At 44.3% G+C, this 18,042-nt stretch carries 16 protein-coding genes; all 16 read right to left on the bottom strand.

What is annotated here, in order from left to right:
- Positions 1-8 precede the first annotated feature (8 nt).
- The 16 genes from hslU to I579_RS08900 all read right to left on the bottom strand — a co-directional run bounded on the left by hslU (position 9) and on the right by I579_RS08900 (position 18,041).
- Positions 9-1,403: an ATP-dependent protease ATPase subunit HslU gene (gene hslU / locus I579_RS08975; RefSeq protein WP_010753922.1), complete on the bottom strand. Its 1,395-nt coding sequence runs from the start codon at positions 1,401-1,403 to the stop codon at positions 9-11.
- An 11-nt stretch (positions 1,404-1,414) separates the two neighbouring features.
- On the bottom strand, positions 1,415-1,960 hold the full coding sequence (gene hslV, locus I579_RS08970) for an ATP-dependent protease subunit HslV (RefSeq protein WP_010753923.1): 546 nt from the start codon (positions 1,958-1,960) through the stop codon (positions 1,415-1,417).
- Between the two features lie 50 nt (positions 1,961-2,010).
- Positions 2,011-2,895, bottom strand: coding sequence for a tyrosine recombinase XerC (gene xerC / locus I579_RS08965; RefSeq protein WP_010753924.1), 885 nt, complete (start codon positions 2,893-2,895; stop codon positions 2,011-2,013).
- 377 nt (positions 2,896-3,272) lie between these two features.
- Positions 3,273-4,571, bottom strand: coding sequence for an FADH(2)-oxidizing methylenetetrahydrofolate--tRNA-(uracil(54)-C(5))-methyltransferase TrmFO (gene trmFO, locus I579_RS08960; protein ID WP_010753925.1), 1,299 nt, complete (start codon positions 4,569-4,571; stop codon positions 3,273-3,275).
- A gap of 57 nt (positions 4,572-4,628) precedes the next feature.
- The gene (gene topA, locus I579_RS08955; RefSeq protein ID WP_010753926.1) at positions 4,629-6,707 is read right to left on the bottom strand and encodes a type I DNA topoisomerase; all 2,079 of its coding nucleotides are present in this window, start codon (positions 6,705-6,707) and stop codon (positions 4,629-4,631) included.
- A gap of 127 nt (positions 6,708-6,834) precedes the next feature.
- Positions 6,835-7,692, bottom strand: coding sequence for a DNA-processing protein DprA (gene dprA / locus I579_RS08950; protein WP_010753927.1), 858 nt, complete (start codon positions 7,690-7,692; stop codon positions 6,835-6,837).
- A gap of 59 nt (positions 7,693-7,751) precedes the next feature.
- Positions 7,752-8,519, bottom strand: a complete 768-nt coding sequence (locus tag I579_RS08945; protein WP_010753928.1) for a ribonuclease HII — start codon at positions 8,517-8,519, stop codon at positions 7,752-7,754.
- Positions 8,512-9,378, bottom strand: coding sequence for a ribosome biogenesis GTPase YlqF (gene ylqF / locus I579_RS08940; protein ID WP_010753929.1), 867 nt, complete (start codon positions 9,376-9,378; stop codon positions 8,512-8,514). The genes I579_RS08945 and ylqF overlap by 8 nt, the downstream gene beginning before the upstream one ends.
- A gap of 262 nt (positions 9,379-9,640) precedes the next feature.
- On the bottom strand, positions 9,641-12,205 hold the full coding sequence (mprF, locus tag I579_RS08935) for a bifunctional lysylphosphatidylglycerol flippase/synthetase MprF (RefSeq protein ID WP_034810569.1): 2,565 nt from the start codon (positions 12,203-12,205) through the stop codon (positions 9,641-9,643).
- Positions 12,206-12,296: 91 nt separating this feature from the next.
- Positions 12,297-13,493 carry a hypothetical protein gene (locus tag I579_RS08930; RefSeq protein ID WP_010753931.1) on the bottom strand — a complete coding sequence of 399 codons (1,197 nt, stop codon included), beginning with the start codon at positions 13,491-13,493 and terminating at the stop codon, positions 12,297-12,299.
- Between the two features lie 264 nt (positions 13,494-13,757).
- Complete coding sequence (locus tag I579_RS08925) at positions 13,758-14,399, bottom strand: DUF998 domain-containing protein (protein WP_010753932.1); 642 nt, start codon at positions 14,397-14,399, stop codon at positions 13,758-13,760.
- 222 nt (positions 14,400-14,621) lie between these two features.
- A complete protein-coding gene (gene lepB, locus I579_RS08920; protein WP_010753933.1) occupies positions 14,622-15,167 on the bottom strand; it encodes a signal peptidase I in 546 nt (181 codons plus the stop codon).
- Positions 15,168-15,180: 13 nt separating this feature from the next.
- The gene (locus I579_RS08915) at positions 15,181-16,614 is read right to left on the bottom strand and encodes a S41 family peptidase (protein WP_010753934.1); all 1,434 of its coding nucleotides are present in this window, start codon (positions 16,612-16,614) and stop codon (positions 15,181-15,183) included.
- 31 nt (positions 16,615-16,645) lie between these two features.
- Positions 16,646-16,867 (bottom strand): YozE family protein, encoded by a 222-nt coding sequence (locus I579_RS08910; RefSeq protein WP_010753935.1) that lies wholly within the window; start codon positions 16,865-16,867, stop codon positions 16,646-16,648.
- Positions 16,867-17,382 (bottom strand): peptide-methionine (S)-S-oxide reductase MsrA, encoded by a 516-nt coding sequence (gene msrA, locus I579_RS08905; RefSeq protein WP_034810436.1) that lies wholly within the window; start codon positions 17,380-17,382, stop codon positions 16,867-16,869. Before msrA ends, I579_RS08910 begins: the two co-directional genes overlap by 1 nt.
- 5 nt (positions 17,383-17,387) lie before the next feature.
- Complete coding sequence (locus I579_RS08900; protein WP_010753937.1) at positions 17,388-18,041, bottom strand: YpmS family protein; 654 nt, start codon at positions 18,039-18,041, stop codon at positions 17,388-17,390.
- Position 18,042 lies beyond the last annotated feature (1 nt).

The raw sequence follows: 18,042 nt of genomic DNA, 5'->3' as shown, positions 1-18,042 counted from the left end.
ACTCTCTCTTACAAAATAAACCGACTAAGGTCTTGATCGGAAACAATTGCAGCTAATTTGTCATTGACATAACTTTCCGTAATCGTGATTTCCGCCATTTGCATCTCTGGTGCTTCAAACAACAAGTCTTCTAACAGTTTTTCCAAAATCGTGTGCAACCGTCGTGCTCCGATATTGTCCGTGTCCCGGTTCACATCAAAAGCGATTTGCGCAATCTTTGCCAATGCTTCTTGGGTAAAGGTTACTTGGACATTTTCTGTTGCTAACAATGCCACGTATTGCTTAATCAAAGCATTGTTTGGTTCCGTCAAAATCTTAGTAAAGTCTTCTGCCGTTAAGTCATTTAATTCCACGCGAATCGGGAAACGCCCTTGTAATTCGGGAATCAGATCACTAGGTTTGGACACGTGAAAGGCACCGGATGCGATAAACAAGATATGATCGGTTTGAATCACGCCGTACTTCGTGTTGACCTGAGAACCTTCCACGATAGGCAAGATATCTCGCTGGACCCCTTCTCTAGAAACATCCGCAGATTGCTGTGACTTAGAAGTGATCTTGTCGATTTCATCGATAAAAATAATCCCGTTGGAACCAGCCAAGGCGATGGCTTCACTGTGGATATCCCCATCGTTGACCAACTTCGCTGATTCTTCTTGAACTAAAAGCTCCCGCGCTTCTTTCACTGTGACTGTCCGTTCTTGCTTTTGAGCCGGACGCAAAGCACCTAATGTTTCATTTAAATCAATGCCCATTTGTTCCAAGCCGTTATTCATCGGTGGTACGACTTTCGGTTCTTCGATTTCAATAGTGACTTCCCGATTGTCCAAAAGACCTTTTTCCAGTTGTTCGAAAACCGTCTGGCGATTGACTTTGATTTCTTCTGTCAATTCTTCTTTTGGTTCTTCCGGTTGATTGCCTCCATTGAACATATTCATCATTTGTTCGTAAGGATTACTAGATTTCTTTTGTTCCTTTTTAATGCCGGGAACTAAGACTTTTACTAACCGGCGATTGGCTTTTTTCACCGCACGGGCATAGACCCGACTGTATTGTTGTTTCCGCACGATTTGGATAGCATTTTCCACCAAATCTCGCACCATGGATTCCACATCGCGGCCCACATAGCCGACTTCGGTAAATTTAGTTGCTTCTACCTTCACAAAAGGTGCATCCACGATTTTTGCTAAGCGGCGGGCGATTTCCGTTTTTCCGACACCGGTAGGCCCGATCATGAGCATATTTTTGGGGGTGACTTCTTGTTGCATTTCGTCATCCAATTGTTGCCGGCGATAGCGATTGCGCAAAGCTACGGCTACGGCTTTTTTAGCATCTTTTTGCCCGACAATGTACTGATCGAGCTCTTTGACAATTTCTCTTGGGGTTTGATTCATGGTTGACATAGTTTCTCTCCTTACTTGGTTTCTTCCACGATGATATTGTGATTGGTAAAGACACAAATATCCGCTGCGATATTCAAGGAGTTTTCGGCGATTTCTTTCGCTGACAAATCGCCTCCGTATTGTTTCATTGCTCGAGCTGCCGCTAGAGCGTAGTTTCCACCAGAGCCGATAGCCAAAATACCATCGTCTGGAGTGATGACTTCCCCGGTTCCAGAAACCAAAAGCATTTCTTTGTCATTCATGACAATTAACATGGCTTCTAGTTTTTGCATGGACTGTTGGGTCCGCCATTCTTGGGCCAACTCCACAGCGGCTCGTTGCAAGTTGCCGTTATATTCATTGAGCTTGCCTTCAAATTTTTCTTCTAAAGTAAATGCGTCTGCGACACTACCGGCAAAGCCAACCACGACTTCGCCATTATAAATCCGGCGAACTTTACGAGCGGTACCTTTCATAACGACGGATTCTCCCATCGTTACCTGACCGTCCCCGGCCATAGCAAAGTGTCCATCTTTTTCCACCGCGCAAATCGTAGTGGAGTGAAATTGTGATTCCATAAATAACTGCCTCCGTTTTGTGTAAAAATCAACTTCCCTTAGTGAGCAAATTATGCTCGGGGGTGAAAGTGGCGATAATTTTTTTGCAAACTTTCTTTGGTCACGTGAGTGTAAATTTGCGTTGACGAAAGATTCACATGGCCTAAAAGTTCTTGGACGGTTCGCATATCCGCCCCGTTGTTTAATAAGTGAGTAGCAAACGTGTGCCGCAACATATGAGGATGAATCTGACTGTCGAGACTACTGCGTTTGATAATTTGATCCAAAATGTAGGCGATGCCTCGCGCGGTCACCGGCCCTCCTCGATTGTTGACGAAAACAAAGTCATGATCCGTCTTTTTCATCAAAGCTTTGCGCCCATTGGCTATATACTCTTGCAAAGCATCCTTTGCATGGCGACTAAAAGGAGCATAGCGCTCTTTGTTACCTTTTCCCAGGACAAGTAAAACTTCTGCCGACCAGTCGATGTCCCCTAGTTTTAGATTGGCACATTCGCTGACCCGTAAGCCAGAACCATAGAGAACTTCTAGCAAACTGCGATTCCGTTGTTGCAAAGGTTCCTCACCAGCAACAGCGTCAAACAAGGCTTGCATTTCTTGTTCATAAAAAAAGCGGGGCAATTTAGCCGTTTTCTTTTTCAAGTGAACATAGGTAAAAGGATTTTCCTCGATGGCTTCTTCTCGCAATAAATACTGATAAAAAGAACGCAAGCTGGCAATTTTACGACTAATGGTATTACGACTGTAGTTCTGATCGTTTAAAAAGGCCAGATAAATTCGGACATCCCGATGATCTACAGCTAAATAGTCAGGACTTCCGGTATCATTTAAAAACATCTGAAAATCATGAAAATCGCGACTGTAGGCTTCAACGGTTTTTTTTGAGTATCCCCTTTCAACCTCTAAATAACGATAAAATTCACTGGGCCAATCCATGGCAAAAACCTCACCTTCCTTTGGCACGAGAATACTGTAACATAACAAATTCAAAAAAACAATTTAATTGTCAGAATTTAGCTAATATTTCAATGTTCGTTCACAATTCATAAAATTCGTCCAATTTACTGGTACTTTCTTGCGCGGAAAAAAGACACTGGAAGTCGCGCCTTTTCCAGTGCGTACAAAAACGCCTACCCTTACAGTTTCCAAGGCTTTTGGCGCCTGTAAAACTATAACACGAGTGACGGAATTTTAGGTAAAGAAACTCGGACTCCTCATTCTTTTTTAACAATTCTTACTATTTAGACGATAGCTTTTTCATTAAAGCGATTTCCCCGCAAAAAAACGGCCGAGTAACGACTCGACCGTACAGCTTAAAAGCTTGTGTCCGCTAAGGCAGTCAACGCTCGGTTGGCTAATGTTTCATAGCGAAGTTTTTTATCTTTGATTCGTTCTGGTAATTCTGGCAACAAACCAAAGTTGGCATTCATTGGTTGGAAATGTTTCCCGGCTGCATGAGTGATGTAGTACGCCATGCTACCGATTACCGTTTCTTGAGGGAAAATCACAGGGTCTTCGGCTTTCGCCAATTTCGCTGCGTTCAAGCCAGCCACTAAACCACTAGCGGCACTTTCCACATAGCCTTCGACTCCCGTCATTTGACCGGCGAAAAAGACATCGCTGCGTTTTTTGGAAGCATAGGTCTGTTCCAGTAATTCAGGAGAATTCATAAAGCTATTGCGGTGCATCACACCGTAGCGGACAAACTCGGCATTTTCCAAGCCAGGAATCATTTGGAAGACGCGCTTTTGTTCCCCCCATTTCAAATGAGTTTGGAAACCAACGATGTTGTACAAGGAAGCTGCCGCATTGTCTTGCCGTAGTTGAATCACGGCGTAAGGACGTTTATCGGTTTTAGGATCTTCCAAGCCTACAGGTTTCATAGGGCCAAAGAGCATGGTTTTCGGGCCTCTTGCTGCCATGACTTCAATGGGCATACAGCCTTCGAAGTATTTTTCTTTTTCGAATTCCTTTAACGGAGCCACTTCTGCCGTAATCAAAGCATCCCGGAAAGCTTCGAACTCTTCTTTGTTCATAGGACAGTTCAAGTATGCTGCTTCCCCTTTGTCATAGCGGGATTTTAAATAAACCTTGTTCATATCAATGGAGCTTTTTTCAATGATTGGCGCTGCGGCATCGTAGAAATAAAACCCTTCTGAACCATTGAAATCTTGAATGGCTTGAGCTAGAGCTGAGCTGGTCAAAGGCCCGGAAGCAATCACGGTGATCCCTTCTGGAATTTCGGTAACTTCTTCGTGAATTACCGTTACCAAAGGATGTTCTTTGACTTTCTTGGTGATTAAGGCAGAAAAAATATCCCGGTCCACGGCCAAAGCGCCCCCTGCCGGTACTGCGGTTTCGTCTGCCGAAGTGATTACTACGGAGTTTAAACGGCGCATTTCTTCTTTTAATACCCCTACGGCATTGGCTAAGCTATTGCCTCGCAGTGAATTGGAGCAGACTAACTCGGCAAAGTTTTCCGTATGATGGGCTTCCGTAGATTTTACCGGACGCATTTCATATAAATTCACGGCAACTCCGGCTTGGGCAATTTGCCAAGCGGCTTCACTACCTGCCAAACCGGCACCGATTACGTTGACTGATTGACTCATGAAATTCCTCTTTTCTTTAAGATTGAAAAGCTGCCCTAAAAACGGACAGCTTCACGATTATTTTTGAACGGCTTCCTCGTAGTCCCCATTAATGCAGACCACTTGTTTGCCACCTTTGACTTTCTTTTCCACCAAGTATTTGCCACATTTTGGACAATCCCGGCCGACTGGTTTATCCCAAGAAGTAAAGTCGCAGTCCGGATAACGAGAACACCCGTAGAACAAGCGATTTTTCTTGGATTTTCGTTCAATGACTTGGCCTTCATGGCATACTGGACAAGTCACGCCGATTTCTTTAACGATTGGCTTGGTGTTACGACAGTCTGGGAAGTTACTACACGCATAGAATTTCCCAAAGCGGCCTAACTTAATCACCATAGGATGACCACACAGTTCACAGTCAAAGCCTGCTGGTTCATCCTTGATTTGAATTTTTTCGATTTTTTCTTCTGCATCTTTCAGCTCTTTTTCAAAAGGCTTATAGAAACGATCCACTACAGAAATCCAGTCCTCTTGACCGGCTCCCACCTTGTCCAGATCGTTTTCCATCTCTGCCGTAAAGCTGGTATTGATGACTTGCGGGAAGAAGTCTTCCATAATGGTGTTGACGATTTCCCCAAGTTCTGTCGGTTCAAAGCGTTTTTGTTGCAACTTCACGTAATAGCGCCGTTGAATGGTTTCTAGCGTTGGTGCGTAAGTCGACGGCCGGCCTACCCCTTTTTCTTCCAAGGTGCGAATCAAGGTAGCTTCGGAATACCGAGCAGGAGGCTGAGTGAAGTGTTGTTTCGGTTCGATGGAGACGGATTGAACCACATCTCCCACGGCTAATTCCGGCAAAAGATTTTCTTTTTCTTCTTTGCCATCGTCTGTTCCTTCAATGTAAACCGACATAAACCCTTTGAATTTAATCTTAGAACCATTGGCGATAAAAATCACGCCGTTTTGCTCCAAAGTCACTTTCATGGTGTCTAAAACCGCCGGGGTCATTTGGCTAGCCACAAAACGCGACCAAATCAACGTGTAAAGCTTCAATTGATCTTTATCTAAATATTGCTTCATAGCTTCTGGCGTGCGCAAGATACTCGTTGGACGTACCGCTTCATGGGCATCTTGTGCGCCTTGGGCATTTTTCACTTTGGCTTTTCCATGGGCGGAGAACTCCGGACCGTAAGTATCCGTGATAAAGTCCGCCGCTTCCGCCTTAGCAGAATCCGCGATTCGCTTGGAGTCCGTCCGCATGTAGGTAATCAAACCTACTGTGCCTTGCTTGCCTAATGGAATCCCTTCATAGAGTTGTTGGGCTACCATCATGGTCTTACGTGTCCGGAAGTTAAGCTTCCGGGCCGCTTCTTGTTGCAAGCTAGAAGTGGTAAATGGTGGTGCTGGATTGCGTTTGCGTTCCTTTTTTTCGACTTTGGTAACATCGAAATCTTTGGTAGCCAAACGATCCGTGATTTCTTTGATGCTTTCACCATGAGGCAATTTCTTTTTCTTGCCGTCCACACCCCAGAAATTGGCTTTAAATTTCTTGCTGTTTTTCTTGAAGTTCCCATCGATACTCCAATATTCTTCTGGAATAAAGGCACGAATTTCTTTTTCCCGATCGATGATCATCTTCACGGCAATGGACTGAACACGGCCAGCACTCAAGCCTTTTTTGACCTTCCGCCATAAAATCGGACTAATGGAATACCCAACTAAACGGTCCAAAATCCGGCGAGCTTGTTGAGCATCCACAAGATCCAAATCAATACTACGAGGTTCTTTAAAGGCTGCTTTGACCGCATCTTTTGTGATTTCATTGAAGACAACACGGTTTTTGTCATTTAAATCCAAGTTTAATAGAAAAGCCAAGTGCCAAGCAATGGCTTCCCCTTCTCTATCCGGGTCACTTGCGAGAAAGACTTTTTGCGCTTTTTTGGCGGCGCTACGCAAACTCTTAATCACGTCACCTTTCCCACGAATGGAGATGTAGTGGGGTTCGTAGTTGTTTTCGGTATCGATACCCATCTTACTTTTCGGTAAATCGCGAATGTGGCCGACACTGGCAACCACTTTGTAATTACGGCCGAGGTACTTCTCAATTGTCTTCGCTTTTGCAGGAGACTCTACAATTACTAAATATTTATATGCCATAAAAAAACGAATGGCTCCTTCCTCTAGGACTATTTCCTACTATAGTATGGTCTGTTTTCGTGAACCAATAATCGTAGCTAACTATATCGATTCAAAAATACTTTGTCAAGGAAGGGCTAGTAAATTTCTAAAATTCCGGCAACTCTTCAAGCAAATCTTGCGGACGATATACGCATTTCGCTCCATCTTGAATCAGGCTATGACAACCGTCTTGGCGGCCACTTAAAATCTCTCCAGGCACGGCGAAGACTTCTCGACCGGCTTCTAAAGCTTGTTGTGCGGTAATCAAAGAACCACTGCGGGCCTTGGCTTCCACCACACAGAGACCTTTACATAAACCGGCAATGATGCGATTTCGTTGAGGAAAATGATATTTTTTCGGTGGCGTGCCTAAAGGATATTCCGTGATCACCAAATGTTCCTTTTGTAAAATTTCATAAAGGCGCCGATTTTCCGCTGGATAGCAAACGTCTAAGCCATTGCCTAAGACGCCAATGGTAAAGCCACTACTCGCTAAAGTCGCCATGTGGGCATAGCTGTCGATTCCTCGAGCCAAACCGCTGACAATAACGTAATTTGCCGCTACCATCTCCGGGATAAACTTGGCCACCACTTGACGCCCATAAGAAGAAGCGTCCCGAGCTCCCACAAAACCTAAAAGCCGCTTTTGCAAAAGCTCCCGGCGCCCAGCATAAAACAAGGCCAAAGGTGGGTAATGCAATTGTCGCAGCTGCTCCGGATACAAAGGAGAATCAATGGTTAAGTAATCTTGCCCTGTAAGTGCTTCGGCCAAGCCATCCCCTGCCAATGCTTGCCAACTGCTCTCTAGACGTGGTGAAAAACGCTGATAACCAAATAATCTCTGCAGATCCCCAAAGGTCAACGTCTCACGCCCGTATTTTTTCGCATAGGATAGTACCCACCACTTTTTTTGAATCCCTAATTCCTGGCATAAAGCCAAGCGCAATAAAAGATCTCGATTCATAAAAAAACCTTCTTCCCTAAACAATCTACTAGAAAGTTCGTGAAAAGAAGGTAAAAAATTTATTTTATTACGGCTGCTACGGGAGAAAAAGTGCGTCTGTGTATGTCACAAGGGCCATATTTTTCCAGCCCTTCTAAATGTACTTTGGTTCCATAGCCGGCATTTTTATCGAAGCCGTAGTGAGGATATTGTTCGTGATACTCCTTCATCAGAGAATCTCGCAATTCTTTGGCCACGATACTGGCCGCCGCAATCGAAACCGAGCGCGCGTCCCCTTTGATGATTTTTTCTTGGGGCAATGGAGAATCAATGGTCATCGCATCCAAAAGCAAGGCGCTAGGAGGAAAGGGCAATTCCTCCACTGCTAATAACATCGCTTGGCGACTGGCCTGATAAATGTTCACTCGATCAATCTCACTGGGTTCCACCACGCCGATGCCGATGCCTAGCGCATTTTCCTGAATCTGAGTGAAAAGCTCTCCCCGCCGTTTGGCTGAGAGTTTTTTGGAATCATCCAAACCGTAAATCGGATGATCTGGGGACAAGATCACCGCACAGGCCACCACTGGTCCTGCTAACGGTCCTCGACCAACCTCGTCGATACCGGCAATAAAACGATGGCCCTGCTCGTAAAAGGCCTGTTCAAACACCATCATCTCTTGGTATTTCGCCACTTGTGCCGCTTCCTTGGCCAAGCGTTTTTCCCATTGAGAAAGTAGCTTTTGTACCCCAACGCGAGAATCTTGCCGGAGCAATTCCAAATAAGGATCATTCTCCTCTTGAATTAGCAGCAAGCGCTCTTTGATTGTTTTTAAGGAATCACTCATGGGCCTCTTCGCTTCCTTCCCCGAAACGATCCAAAGTGAAAGCCCCTAATTTGTTTTGGCGGATTTCCACCACTACTAACTCACTTCCCCGTTCGTAGTCGTCTTTATAGCCCCGTTTGGCGGTGATTTCCATTAACAGTTCATTAGCTGGCGATTCTTCTGCCGAATCTGGTAATTTATAGCGCTGAGCCACTTTACCGGGATAGTATTTGCAAAAGAAAGACAACCCATAAATGGCAATGTCATCCAAATGAAGCAGTTGGTCTTTAATCGCCCCGGTTAAGGCCAATTTCTTACCGACTGCGGGATCTTCAAAGCGAGGCCACAAAATCCCTGGGGTATCCAAAAGTTCTAAATCATTGCCCGACTTCAACCACTGTTGTCCTTTGGTGACGCCAGGTTTGTTGCCAGTTTGCGCGATTTTCTTTCCCACTAAGCGATTCATCAAAGTGGATTTGCCCACATTGGGGATGCCCACTACCATCGCTCGGATACTCCGCGGTTTCAGTCCTCGGGTTTTATCCTTGGCCCGCTTTTCTTTCAGGACTTCTTTGGCTGCTTGAACCACTTGTTTACTGGTGCTGTTGTTGTGGGCATTGATGGCCACAGTTAAGAAACCTTGGCTTTGAAACCAGCCTTGCCACAATTTCGTTTGCTGAGGATCGGCTAAATCCGTCTTATTTAAAATAATTAAGCGAGGTTTTTGTTGCAAAATCTGATCTAATAAAGGATTACGTGAAGATAAAGGCAGACGGGCGTCCACCAATTCAAAGACGATATCCACATATTTTAGTTTTTCACTTACTTCCCTTTTGGCTTTATTCATATGCCCCGGGAACCATTGGATGACTGAGCTCATGTAAATACTTCCTCCTAGTGTTTGGCCTAGCTTCTCGGCTTTGAAAAACCACTCTGGTGGAACTTTCTAGCAGGCAGGGCCAAGCATCTTATGATTTTAGCACGAATTTTGTGAATTTGAAATGCCAACTCCCAGGATAAGAGGTTTTCTTTACTTCTTTTCTGCTAATTCCTCCACTAAATTGGCCTTTTTCTGAAGTCTAAGTCACTCACAGGACTCAAAAAACAGACGAACACTTAGCCTTCGTCTGTTTTTTGACTATTTACGACATTTTTCCCCGTTTTTCACTTATTGTGACAGACTGGTTGTCCACTAATAAGATCGCGATCATCACATAAGCAATCCAACTATCCCGATGATACAAAGTGTAACGTGGGACCCATTTGCTGGCGTATTTTTCCTTGTATTCTCGCAAGCCTTGGAAAGAGTAAAAATGAGAACCAAACTCGTAAACCAGATTGGCGATTCGCTCTTGGGTGAAACTCTTACGGGAGTGGCCCACATTGGCCAAAGGCGCCATACCTAAATCGAAATAACGGACGCCAGCTTCCTTTAAATAGTCAAAGAGATTGATAAATAAGAAGTCCATACAGCCTGAAGGGGCCTTTTCACTATGATGACGCATTAAATCAATCGTACCCACGTCTTTTGAATACGTGGGCATCAAATTGGCAAAAGAGACGATTTCATCCTCTTGGTTGAAAACCACGGCAATCGGCCCTCGTTGTAAGTAAGACTCGGAAAAGAAGCCCATGGAAAAACCTTTTTCTTTGCGACCTTTTAACCAAGAATCGGAAATTTCTTTTAAACTGGCCATGGTAGCTGCATCAAAGGGTGGCTGAAGCACATCAAAGCGATAGCCCTCGCGACTGATTTTATTGATAACCGCCCGGGTACCTTTCATCTTTTTCCCAGAGGTGGTGAAATTCTCCAAGTCGACGTAGGCTTCTTCCCCCATTTTAATAAAGTCATAGCCCAGCTCGTGTAAAACCGTCACGCTTTTGGCATCACATTCATAGAAAATGGCTTGGTAGCACCACACATCGGCTTCGTTAATAAATTGTTCCAAGGCGGCCTTGAAATCACTCTCCTTACCAGAGGGATCCCCCATAACCACGCATTTGTTGTTATAAGTGACAAACTGAAGGAATACCGTGTCGTCTGCTCCGTCATTGTAGATATAAATCGACTTGTCCCCGAGAAAGGCCAATTGACTGGTAATATTGCCCCCATAGGTTTCCAAAATATGCAGAATCCGTGCTTCGTCCAAATCCGTACCGATTTCTTGTTTCTTCCCTTCCAAATACCGTAAGAAAAGTAACATGAAAAAGGCAATGACAAAAATTCCTAGTAAACCAAAGAGCCAGAGTCTCTCAGAGGGAAAAACCATGAATGAGAGCTGTGGTCCCCGATGATGATGGGGAAAGACCGGGGAGTTGTAGACCCCGATAGTCACATAAAGGATGGCTAAAGCACCGATAATCAGCCCATCCACCGTCATCCATTGCCAAGAATAAACTAGCTGTTCGCGATACAGCTCACTGCGAGAGAAGATGATCATTATCAAGATAATACCTAAAACTACGGAAGCAAAGATGCTAGAAGAAAAGAAGATAGTATACACAATCGCCACTACTAGTAAGAAAATTGTCGGGAAATACGCCCGTTTGACTTGGGCGGCGATTCCTCGCCCCATGATCAATAGGGAAAAGCCTAAAATAATATTCGGAAATTGGGCCACCAGATGATAATGGAAGATGTTCAAACTTTTAAGCCACTGAATCTCCGTAAATCCTTGGGGAATCGTCGCCAAAAGCACAATCATAATACCGGAAAAGTACATCAGAAAAACTTCTACTTTATGAAATACTTCCAAGGTCAGATTGCGGGGAATGCCGGAATAACGGTCGTTGACTTGACTCCAGATATTCTTGAAAAATAAGACCAAGCCGATAACAAAGGGCACCAAATAATAGAATAAGCGGAAAAACAAGAGCCACACGACCACATCGGCCCGAGGCACGCCTAGACTAGTCAAGCCTAAAATCATCATCACATCAAAGGAACCCAATGCCCCAGGAATCATCGAGACAATCCCGATAATCGAAGACGCGATAAAGAGTGGCACCAAATCCCACAAGGAAACTTCAATCCCCATTAACCAACCGATCACACAAAAGGTGACGACCACTCCCAACCACTCCAAAAAAGAAGTAGCGGTTAGGGCCAAGCGATACTTCGGCGTCAAACCTCCGAGAATCCCCTTCTTCTTCAAAAAAGTCACGAGATATACAACAGGGAAATAAAGCCCCCCGCCGATTAACCAAGGCCAATACTGTTGTACAAAGGGGGAAGCCTTGTCGGTTAGGACCATAAAGAAACTGATCAAGCCAAACAGGGACAGACCTGCTTCTAAAAACAGCAAGATTTTGGACAACGCGCCCAGAACTTCTTTGCCTTCTCTGTCTTTTGTATAAAATTCTGAACGCAACCCGATGCTGACTAAGCCCCCAAAACCGGCTAAGTTATTAATCGTGTTTACCAACCAACTCGTTTCTATGATGTAACCTAGTTTATGGTCCAAATTGAGCATCTTATTCAAGATGAAGTCGTAGCCCGTCATTGGCAATACGGCAAGGATCCCCACTAAAGCCATTATCCCCATCTTATAGGGAGCGATTTCTTTAAAACTTTCCTTCAATTGCTCCATTGAAATGGTTTTGCCAATGGACAGTAACTCTCGAGCCACAATGACGACAACCGCCATTAAGAAAATGTTCTTAAAAATTTTGCTGTGTTTTTTTACCCATAAAACAGCGTCTTGCATCAATAACACCTACAACTTTCCTCATAATTTCGTATTTCACTTTTTCATTGCTATTTGCCTAGAGAACCCCAGATTTTAATGTGGTTTACGCTTATTGGATCTCCATTGGTAAGACTAAAATACGGTCCATGTAGTTTCCTGGTAAAAGGACACTGGGCGCTTCCCGGTATTTTTTTGCGCCACTTTCAAAGATCATTGCCAGCTCCGTCTCCTCATCGTTGATACTAACTTCTTCCACCGAGCGCGGGATAGTCACCGCATCCGGTCCGGTAAAATCCTTGGTGACATTGCTTTTTCGCCAGTTCTTAAGATCAGGTACCCGGTAGCGAATCAACAGCTTTCCTGGCTTCAAGCCATTGGATTGACTGACAATCATCATGCCGGATTTTGACAGGGAAATACCTTGCATACGATCCCAACCATGATTAAAAGAACTGATATAACCTTCTTCAAGTAAGGCCTCAATAAAAACTTTCTCCAATTCTTTTTTATCCGCCGTACCGATTGCATCTGCCAACAATTGACTTCCACGATCCGTGATTTTTGGTGGATAACCGGCTTGATTCAAAGGAATCGTAACAATCGATCGCTCATTAGGATGAAAACCATATTTGGCGACTACTAGTTGATTTTGATACGTGGTAATCGCCGAGGTACGCAAGCCAATCTTCCACTCTTTCTTTTGGCTTTCAATCGGTTTTTTCAAAACACTCGCCTGATACTCATCGATTACTGCCTGATCGATATACCCAAAACCGGCCACCTGATTCGTATCATCCGAATAGATCAATCTTTGATGCTCATCTTCATAGGTGATCCCCCCCACATGGGCTTTAGAGCTCAAAATCAACGTTTTGACATACTTTTTACTTTGCTTATCAATTTGAAAAATCACCGAGTTCAGCCGATGTTCCCCATCATAGGCGCTCACATAATAATGATCCTTTGATTGGGTCAATCCCTGGGGAACCCAACCTGTTCCAAAAGCCGCTTTTTTGGTTTTGTGATCAATGGACCAAGCCCCTCGCAGTCCGGGAATCACAATTAATTTGCCATCGGTTAATGAAACATCCTTGTTATCGTTTTTCCGGTTGAGTTTTTTTAGCTTCTTAAGTACGACATTTTCTGATTGAAGTGGCCGTGGATCAGCTTCCCACTTCGGTACCTCACTAGCCTTATCAATCAAACTCTCATAACCTTGCTTATTTTTTACATACATTCCGGTGAGAACCACCCCAACCAGAACAAGTATACCAACTACGATTAAAACAACTCGTTTTCTTTTCATTTCATGAAACCCTCCCCTATATTCAGTTCATTTTCTTGCTTCCTTTCAATTTTGGCTACGAAAACCCAAAAAAGACGCAGCCGTATTTTTTTAATTACAGCTGTATCTCTTTTAATTGCTATTTTTTACGGTGAAGCTGGCGGAACTGCTTTTTTTCATCCAGTCAGCCCTTTCCTTTAATGGCGGTAATTGTCTTGGTTCTTTACTAGTGAAACCGATCTACACGCTCCAGCCCGCTAACCGAGATGCAAGGGTGACGCTGAATTATCCTCTGCCCTTTGCAATGGTACTCACGCTCACCAATACATAAGGCAAGTACAAGAAAAGCAAGTTCAGCCGTTGCCATAATCCTCGATGAGAAACTTGAAACGCTTTGATGATGGGAATTTTAGGCATTGCAAACAGCAACATGAACACCCCGGCTAAGAGGAAGATTACCAGCATGGCAATAACCATGACTTGATTGTGCTCTTGATAATACAACCAAATCAATAAGAGAGTTCCCAATAAGAGTGCTACAAAGCCAGCCCCAGAAGCATAGTTATGGAGCAAGCTGGCAAAGCCCACTTCCTCGCTGTTTTTTGCCCGGGAAACTAAGCCCGTAATGATACAGTCCCCGATACCAAAGGCCACAATAAAGAGGGCCAAGATCAATGCCACATTCGGATTGGTATCCACAAAATGGTGATAAAAAGCCGGTGCTGCCAAAATAAACAACACACCATTGACGATTTCCCACACTTGAAAGGCGGTTTTCGTCCTCATGCCCGTTTCTCCAAAACTAGAAATCAACATCTCCGTTTGGCTGTACCCTTTAACATAGTGCCCCAGGACAAAAGGCAATGCTAACTCGCTAATGACAGCCAAAATCAAAAAGTAAAAACCATAACGATTGACTAATTCCATACCCATACCCTCAATCTAATCCAACTAATCTATTGGCAAGAACAAAAGAATATGGCCACTTTTCTTTTGCCCGTACCACTTATCCTCAGTATAGACTTCTATGGAAAATAGGTACTAATAAAAACCTCTGGATTTAGTGAAATTTTTAATAATTCACGCTTACAGTCCTATTGGGGTTGTAATGCATAAAAAAAGCGTTAGCCAGAACTGGCTAACACTTTTTTAAATCAAATGCCAATGTTTCAGTGGGTAATAAACAAATCGCGCTTTGCCGATGATGTTTTCCCCTTGAATGGCCCCAAAAGAGCGGCTATCCTTTGACGTACGACGATTGTCCCCTAAGACAAAGTAACTATTTTTTCCTAGTTTTTGTTCCCCGGTTAATTCCGTTAAAGAAAAATCATTGGTGAAATCATTTTCCGAATGATCTTCGGCCAACAATTCTTTTAAGAACGGTTCTGCCACGGGTTTGTCATTGATATACAACTGATCGTCTTCATAACGCAAGGTGTCTCCGGGCATACCGATGACTCGCTTAATATAAGTAGTACCACTGGAAAGGCGAAAGACTACCACATCGAATCGCTTGATTTTCGTCATGCGTTCCATGACCACCATGTCCCCTTGATGAAGGCTATTTTCCATGGAGTTGCCCACCACGGGTACTGGAATCAAAAGAAAGCCCCGTACCACCACGGCAATCGCCGCAGCGACTACTAGGTATTTGACCCCTAGCCAAAACAAATCCAGGCGTTCTTTTTTCGTCACTGGGCATCCCTCCTTAATTTGTCAATTCTTCTATTCCTTTTTGATAAGCAAAGTCTTGTCCTTTCAAGCTAGCATTTAACGCCAGCTCAATGGCATCGGCGGTTTCCCCATCTAACGTACCAGTAACCGGCAAGTTATTTTTTGCTTGGATCTCTTTTAGTGCTGCTTGTGTCGCCTCATTAAAGCTGTCCCCAGAAGTCGGATAATCCAAAGCTGCTAGAAATTGATTCAAATAGTCGATTTCTTGTCCGCGATCCCCTAGCTGATAATTCGCACTCCGGGAAATCGGTGTCAAATACGCAAAGCTAGGATAATCCGCCTCAATCGTTGGAGCGAGGCCCTTTTCGTTGACCCACGTGCCTTTAGGAGTCAACCATTTGGCCACCGTTAATTTCAATTCACTGTCCTCGTCCAAATCGGCTACTTGTTGCATGGTCCCCTTCCCAAAGGTTTTGGTCCCAATTACTGGGCGATTCGCAGATTCTTTTAAAGCTGCCGCAAAGATTTCCGCAGCCGAGGCAGAATTGCCATCCACTAAGACCACCACCGGCTCCGTTACTTTAAAACCACCGTCTAGCTCTGAACTAGCTACCGTTTTCGTGCGGGCTCCTTGACTGTCCTCAAATTGCACGATTACTTTTCCATCGTCTAAGAACATGCTAGCCATCTCTTGCACGGTTTCCAGTAGGCCACCGGGATTCTGGCGCACATCTAGGATAAAGCTTTTCGCCCCAGCCTTGCGCAAATCTTTAATCGTTTCCTTTAGTTCCTTCGCCGTACCTGTGCCAAAAGTAGTAATTTGAACGTAGCCCACTGTTTCGTTAGTTTCGTCCAACTGGCCATGAACGGTCTCCACGGGAATCACATCCCGGGTTACCGCAACATCAAACGTGTCTTGTCCTCGTTGGATTGTCAAGGTTACTTCGGTCCCTTTCTCCCCGCGAATCTTGGCTACCACCTCATCTAAGCTTAATCCTTTGGTGGTGTCCCCGTCCACAGCGGTAATCCTATCTTCTACTTTTAAGCCGGCTTTCGCAGCTGGTGTCTCCTTAATCGGGGTTTGGGCGATAGCCGGCCACTCTTCTTGGAGGATCAATGTAGCGCCGATGCCTTCGAAAGAGTCGGCCAAAGACTCATTTAATGCCGCCGAACCCGTGGCATCCAAATACGTGGAATACGGATCGTCTAAAGCTTCTGTCATGCCTTTTAAGGCCCCTTGAACCAAGGTTTCTTTGTCCACATCATCATAGTAGTTTTGCTGGATTGTCTGATAGAGTTGGTAGACGGCAGTAAGGTCCTCCGCATTTTCTTTCTGAACTTGACTCGTCTCAGACTTTGGACTGTCATTTTTAGCAAGCCAAAAGCCGCCCCCAGCAAAAAGCCCGGCTACCAGGATTAAGCTGATTACTAGCTGTGGGACACTTATTTTTATCGTTTTTTTCACCATTGACTCTCCTTGAAACAGGCTTTTTTGGCGCTCATTTGTTATTCTCTAAATATTTTTCCCAAACTTGATCAAAAATATCCATGGAAGGCAGGTAGTCTGCATTCATTTCTAAGTAAGAGGACAATTCATGATAATCTTCACTGTGCTTAGGAAATTGAATATCGTGACTGGCATTGGTCGCAAAAATCTGTTCCTGATCTTTGTGACTTGGTCCTTTGATGGCTTGTAAATATTGGTAAAAGCTTTTGCGCATTACATATCCTCCCAATGTTCCTGTAAAAAAGCACCCCGCCGTGCGTGATTGCGGGCAAAATTTTCCGGATGTTTCTTATAGTATTCTTGATGGTAATCTTCTGCGGGATAAAACGTTTGAGCCGGCTCAATAGTGGTAACAATTGGCTTGTCGAACCGACCGCTATCGGCTAATTTTTTGCGACTGGTCAAAGCCATGTTCTTCTGTTCTTCCGTGGTGTAAAAAATCACCGGACGATAATTGTCCCCTCGATCCTGAAACTGACCAAAAGCATCCGTGGGGTCAGTTTGTTGCCAATAAATATCTAGCAGGGTTTCGTAAGGCAGTTTTTCGGGATCAAAAATGATTTCCACAGCCTCCGTATGACCGGTGGTATGGGTTAACACATCTTCATAAGTCGGGTTGACCGTAGTGCCTCCAGTGTAGCCAGAGACGATGCTATACACTCCCGGAGTTTCATCGAAGGGCTGTACCATACACCAAAAACAGCCTCCTGCAAAAATTGCTCGTTCCATTATGCTCACTCTTCTTCCTTGTCTGACTTGTCTTTGGGCAAGTATAAACTAAATTGAATGTCGTCGTCCAACAGATTAATTCGGTTGGCTTTCATAAACAAACCGTTCGCCATTTGGAATTTATCCAAACGAATCATGATGTTTTGCTCTTCGCTATTGACTTCAATCCATTCCGGCAACTTAAAGTTTCGCTTGACCATCTTCATGACTTCACTCACTGGCAGATTCAGAGTGCCGACAGAAAGACTTTTTGCCCGTAGCTGGACATTGCCATTTTCCATCACATAAGGATCAAAATACAAGTAAAAGGTCACTGGGAAGGTTAAAATTTCAAATTCTCCGGTCAACATGGCTTCATTTTCCAAAGTAAAATGATATTGGATATCCGAGTTGTCCAAGTATTCCTCCAAGTAATAGGCAATCACTTGGTTGACCTTTTCTTTATTGGTAGAAATGGTTAAGATCGGATCCCCGGTGCGAACCACTTCCGGCGCTGCTTTGTAATTTGGTTCCCGGATTGCAAAGATACGACTAGTAAAAAAGGCTCCGGTTCCCAAAATCAACACGAGCAAAGTGAAAAAGGCCACTTTCCAGAAATTGAGCTGTCGGATTTTCTTCTTAATTGTGGCAAAGAAGTCTTGCCAATTTGTCTTTTTCATG

The sequence above is a fragment of the Enterococcus asini ATCC 700915 genome, assembly GCF_000407365.1.
GTDB lineage: Bacteria > Bacillota > Bacilli > Lactobacillales > Enterococcaceae > Enterococcus_C > Enterococcus_C asini.
The sequence above is the reverse complement of the archived record's forward strand: the minus strand, read 5'-3'. Positions and strand labels throughout refer to the sequence as shown.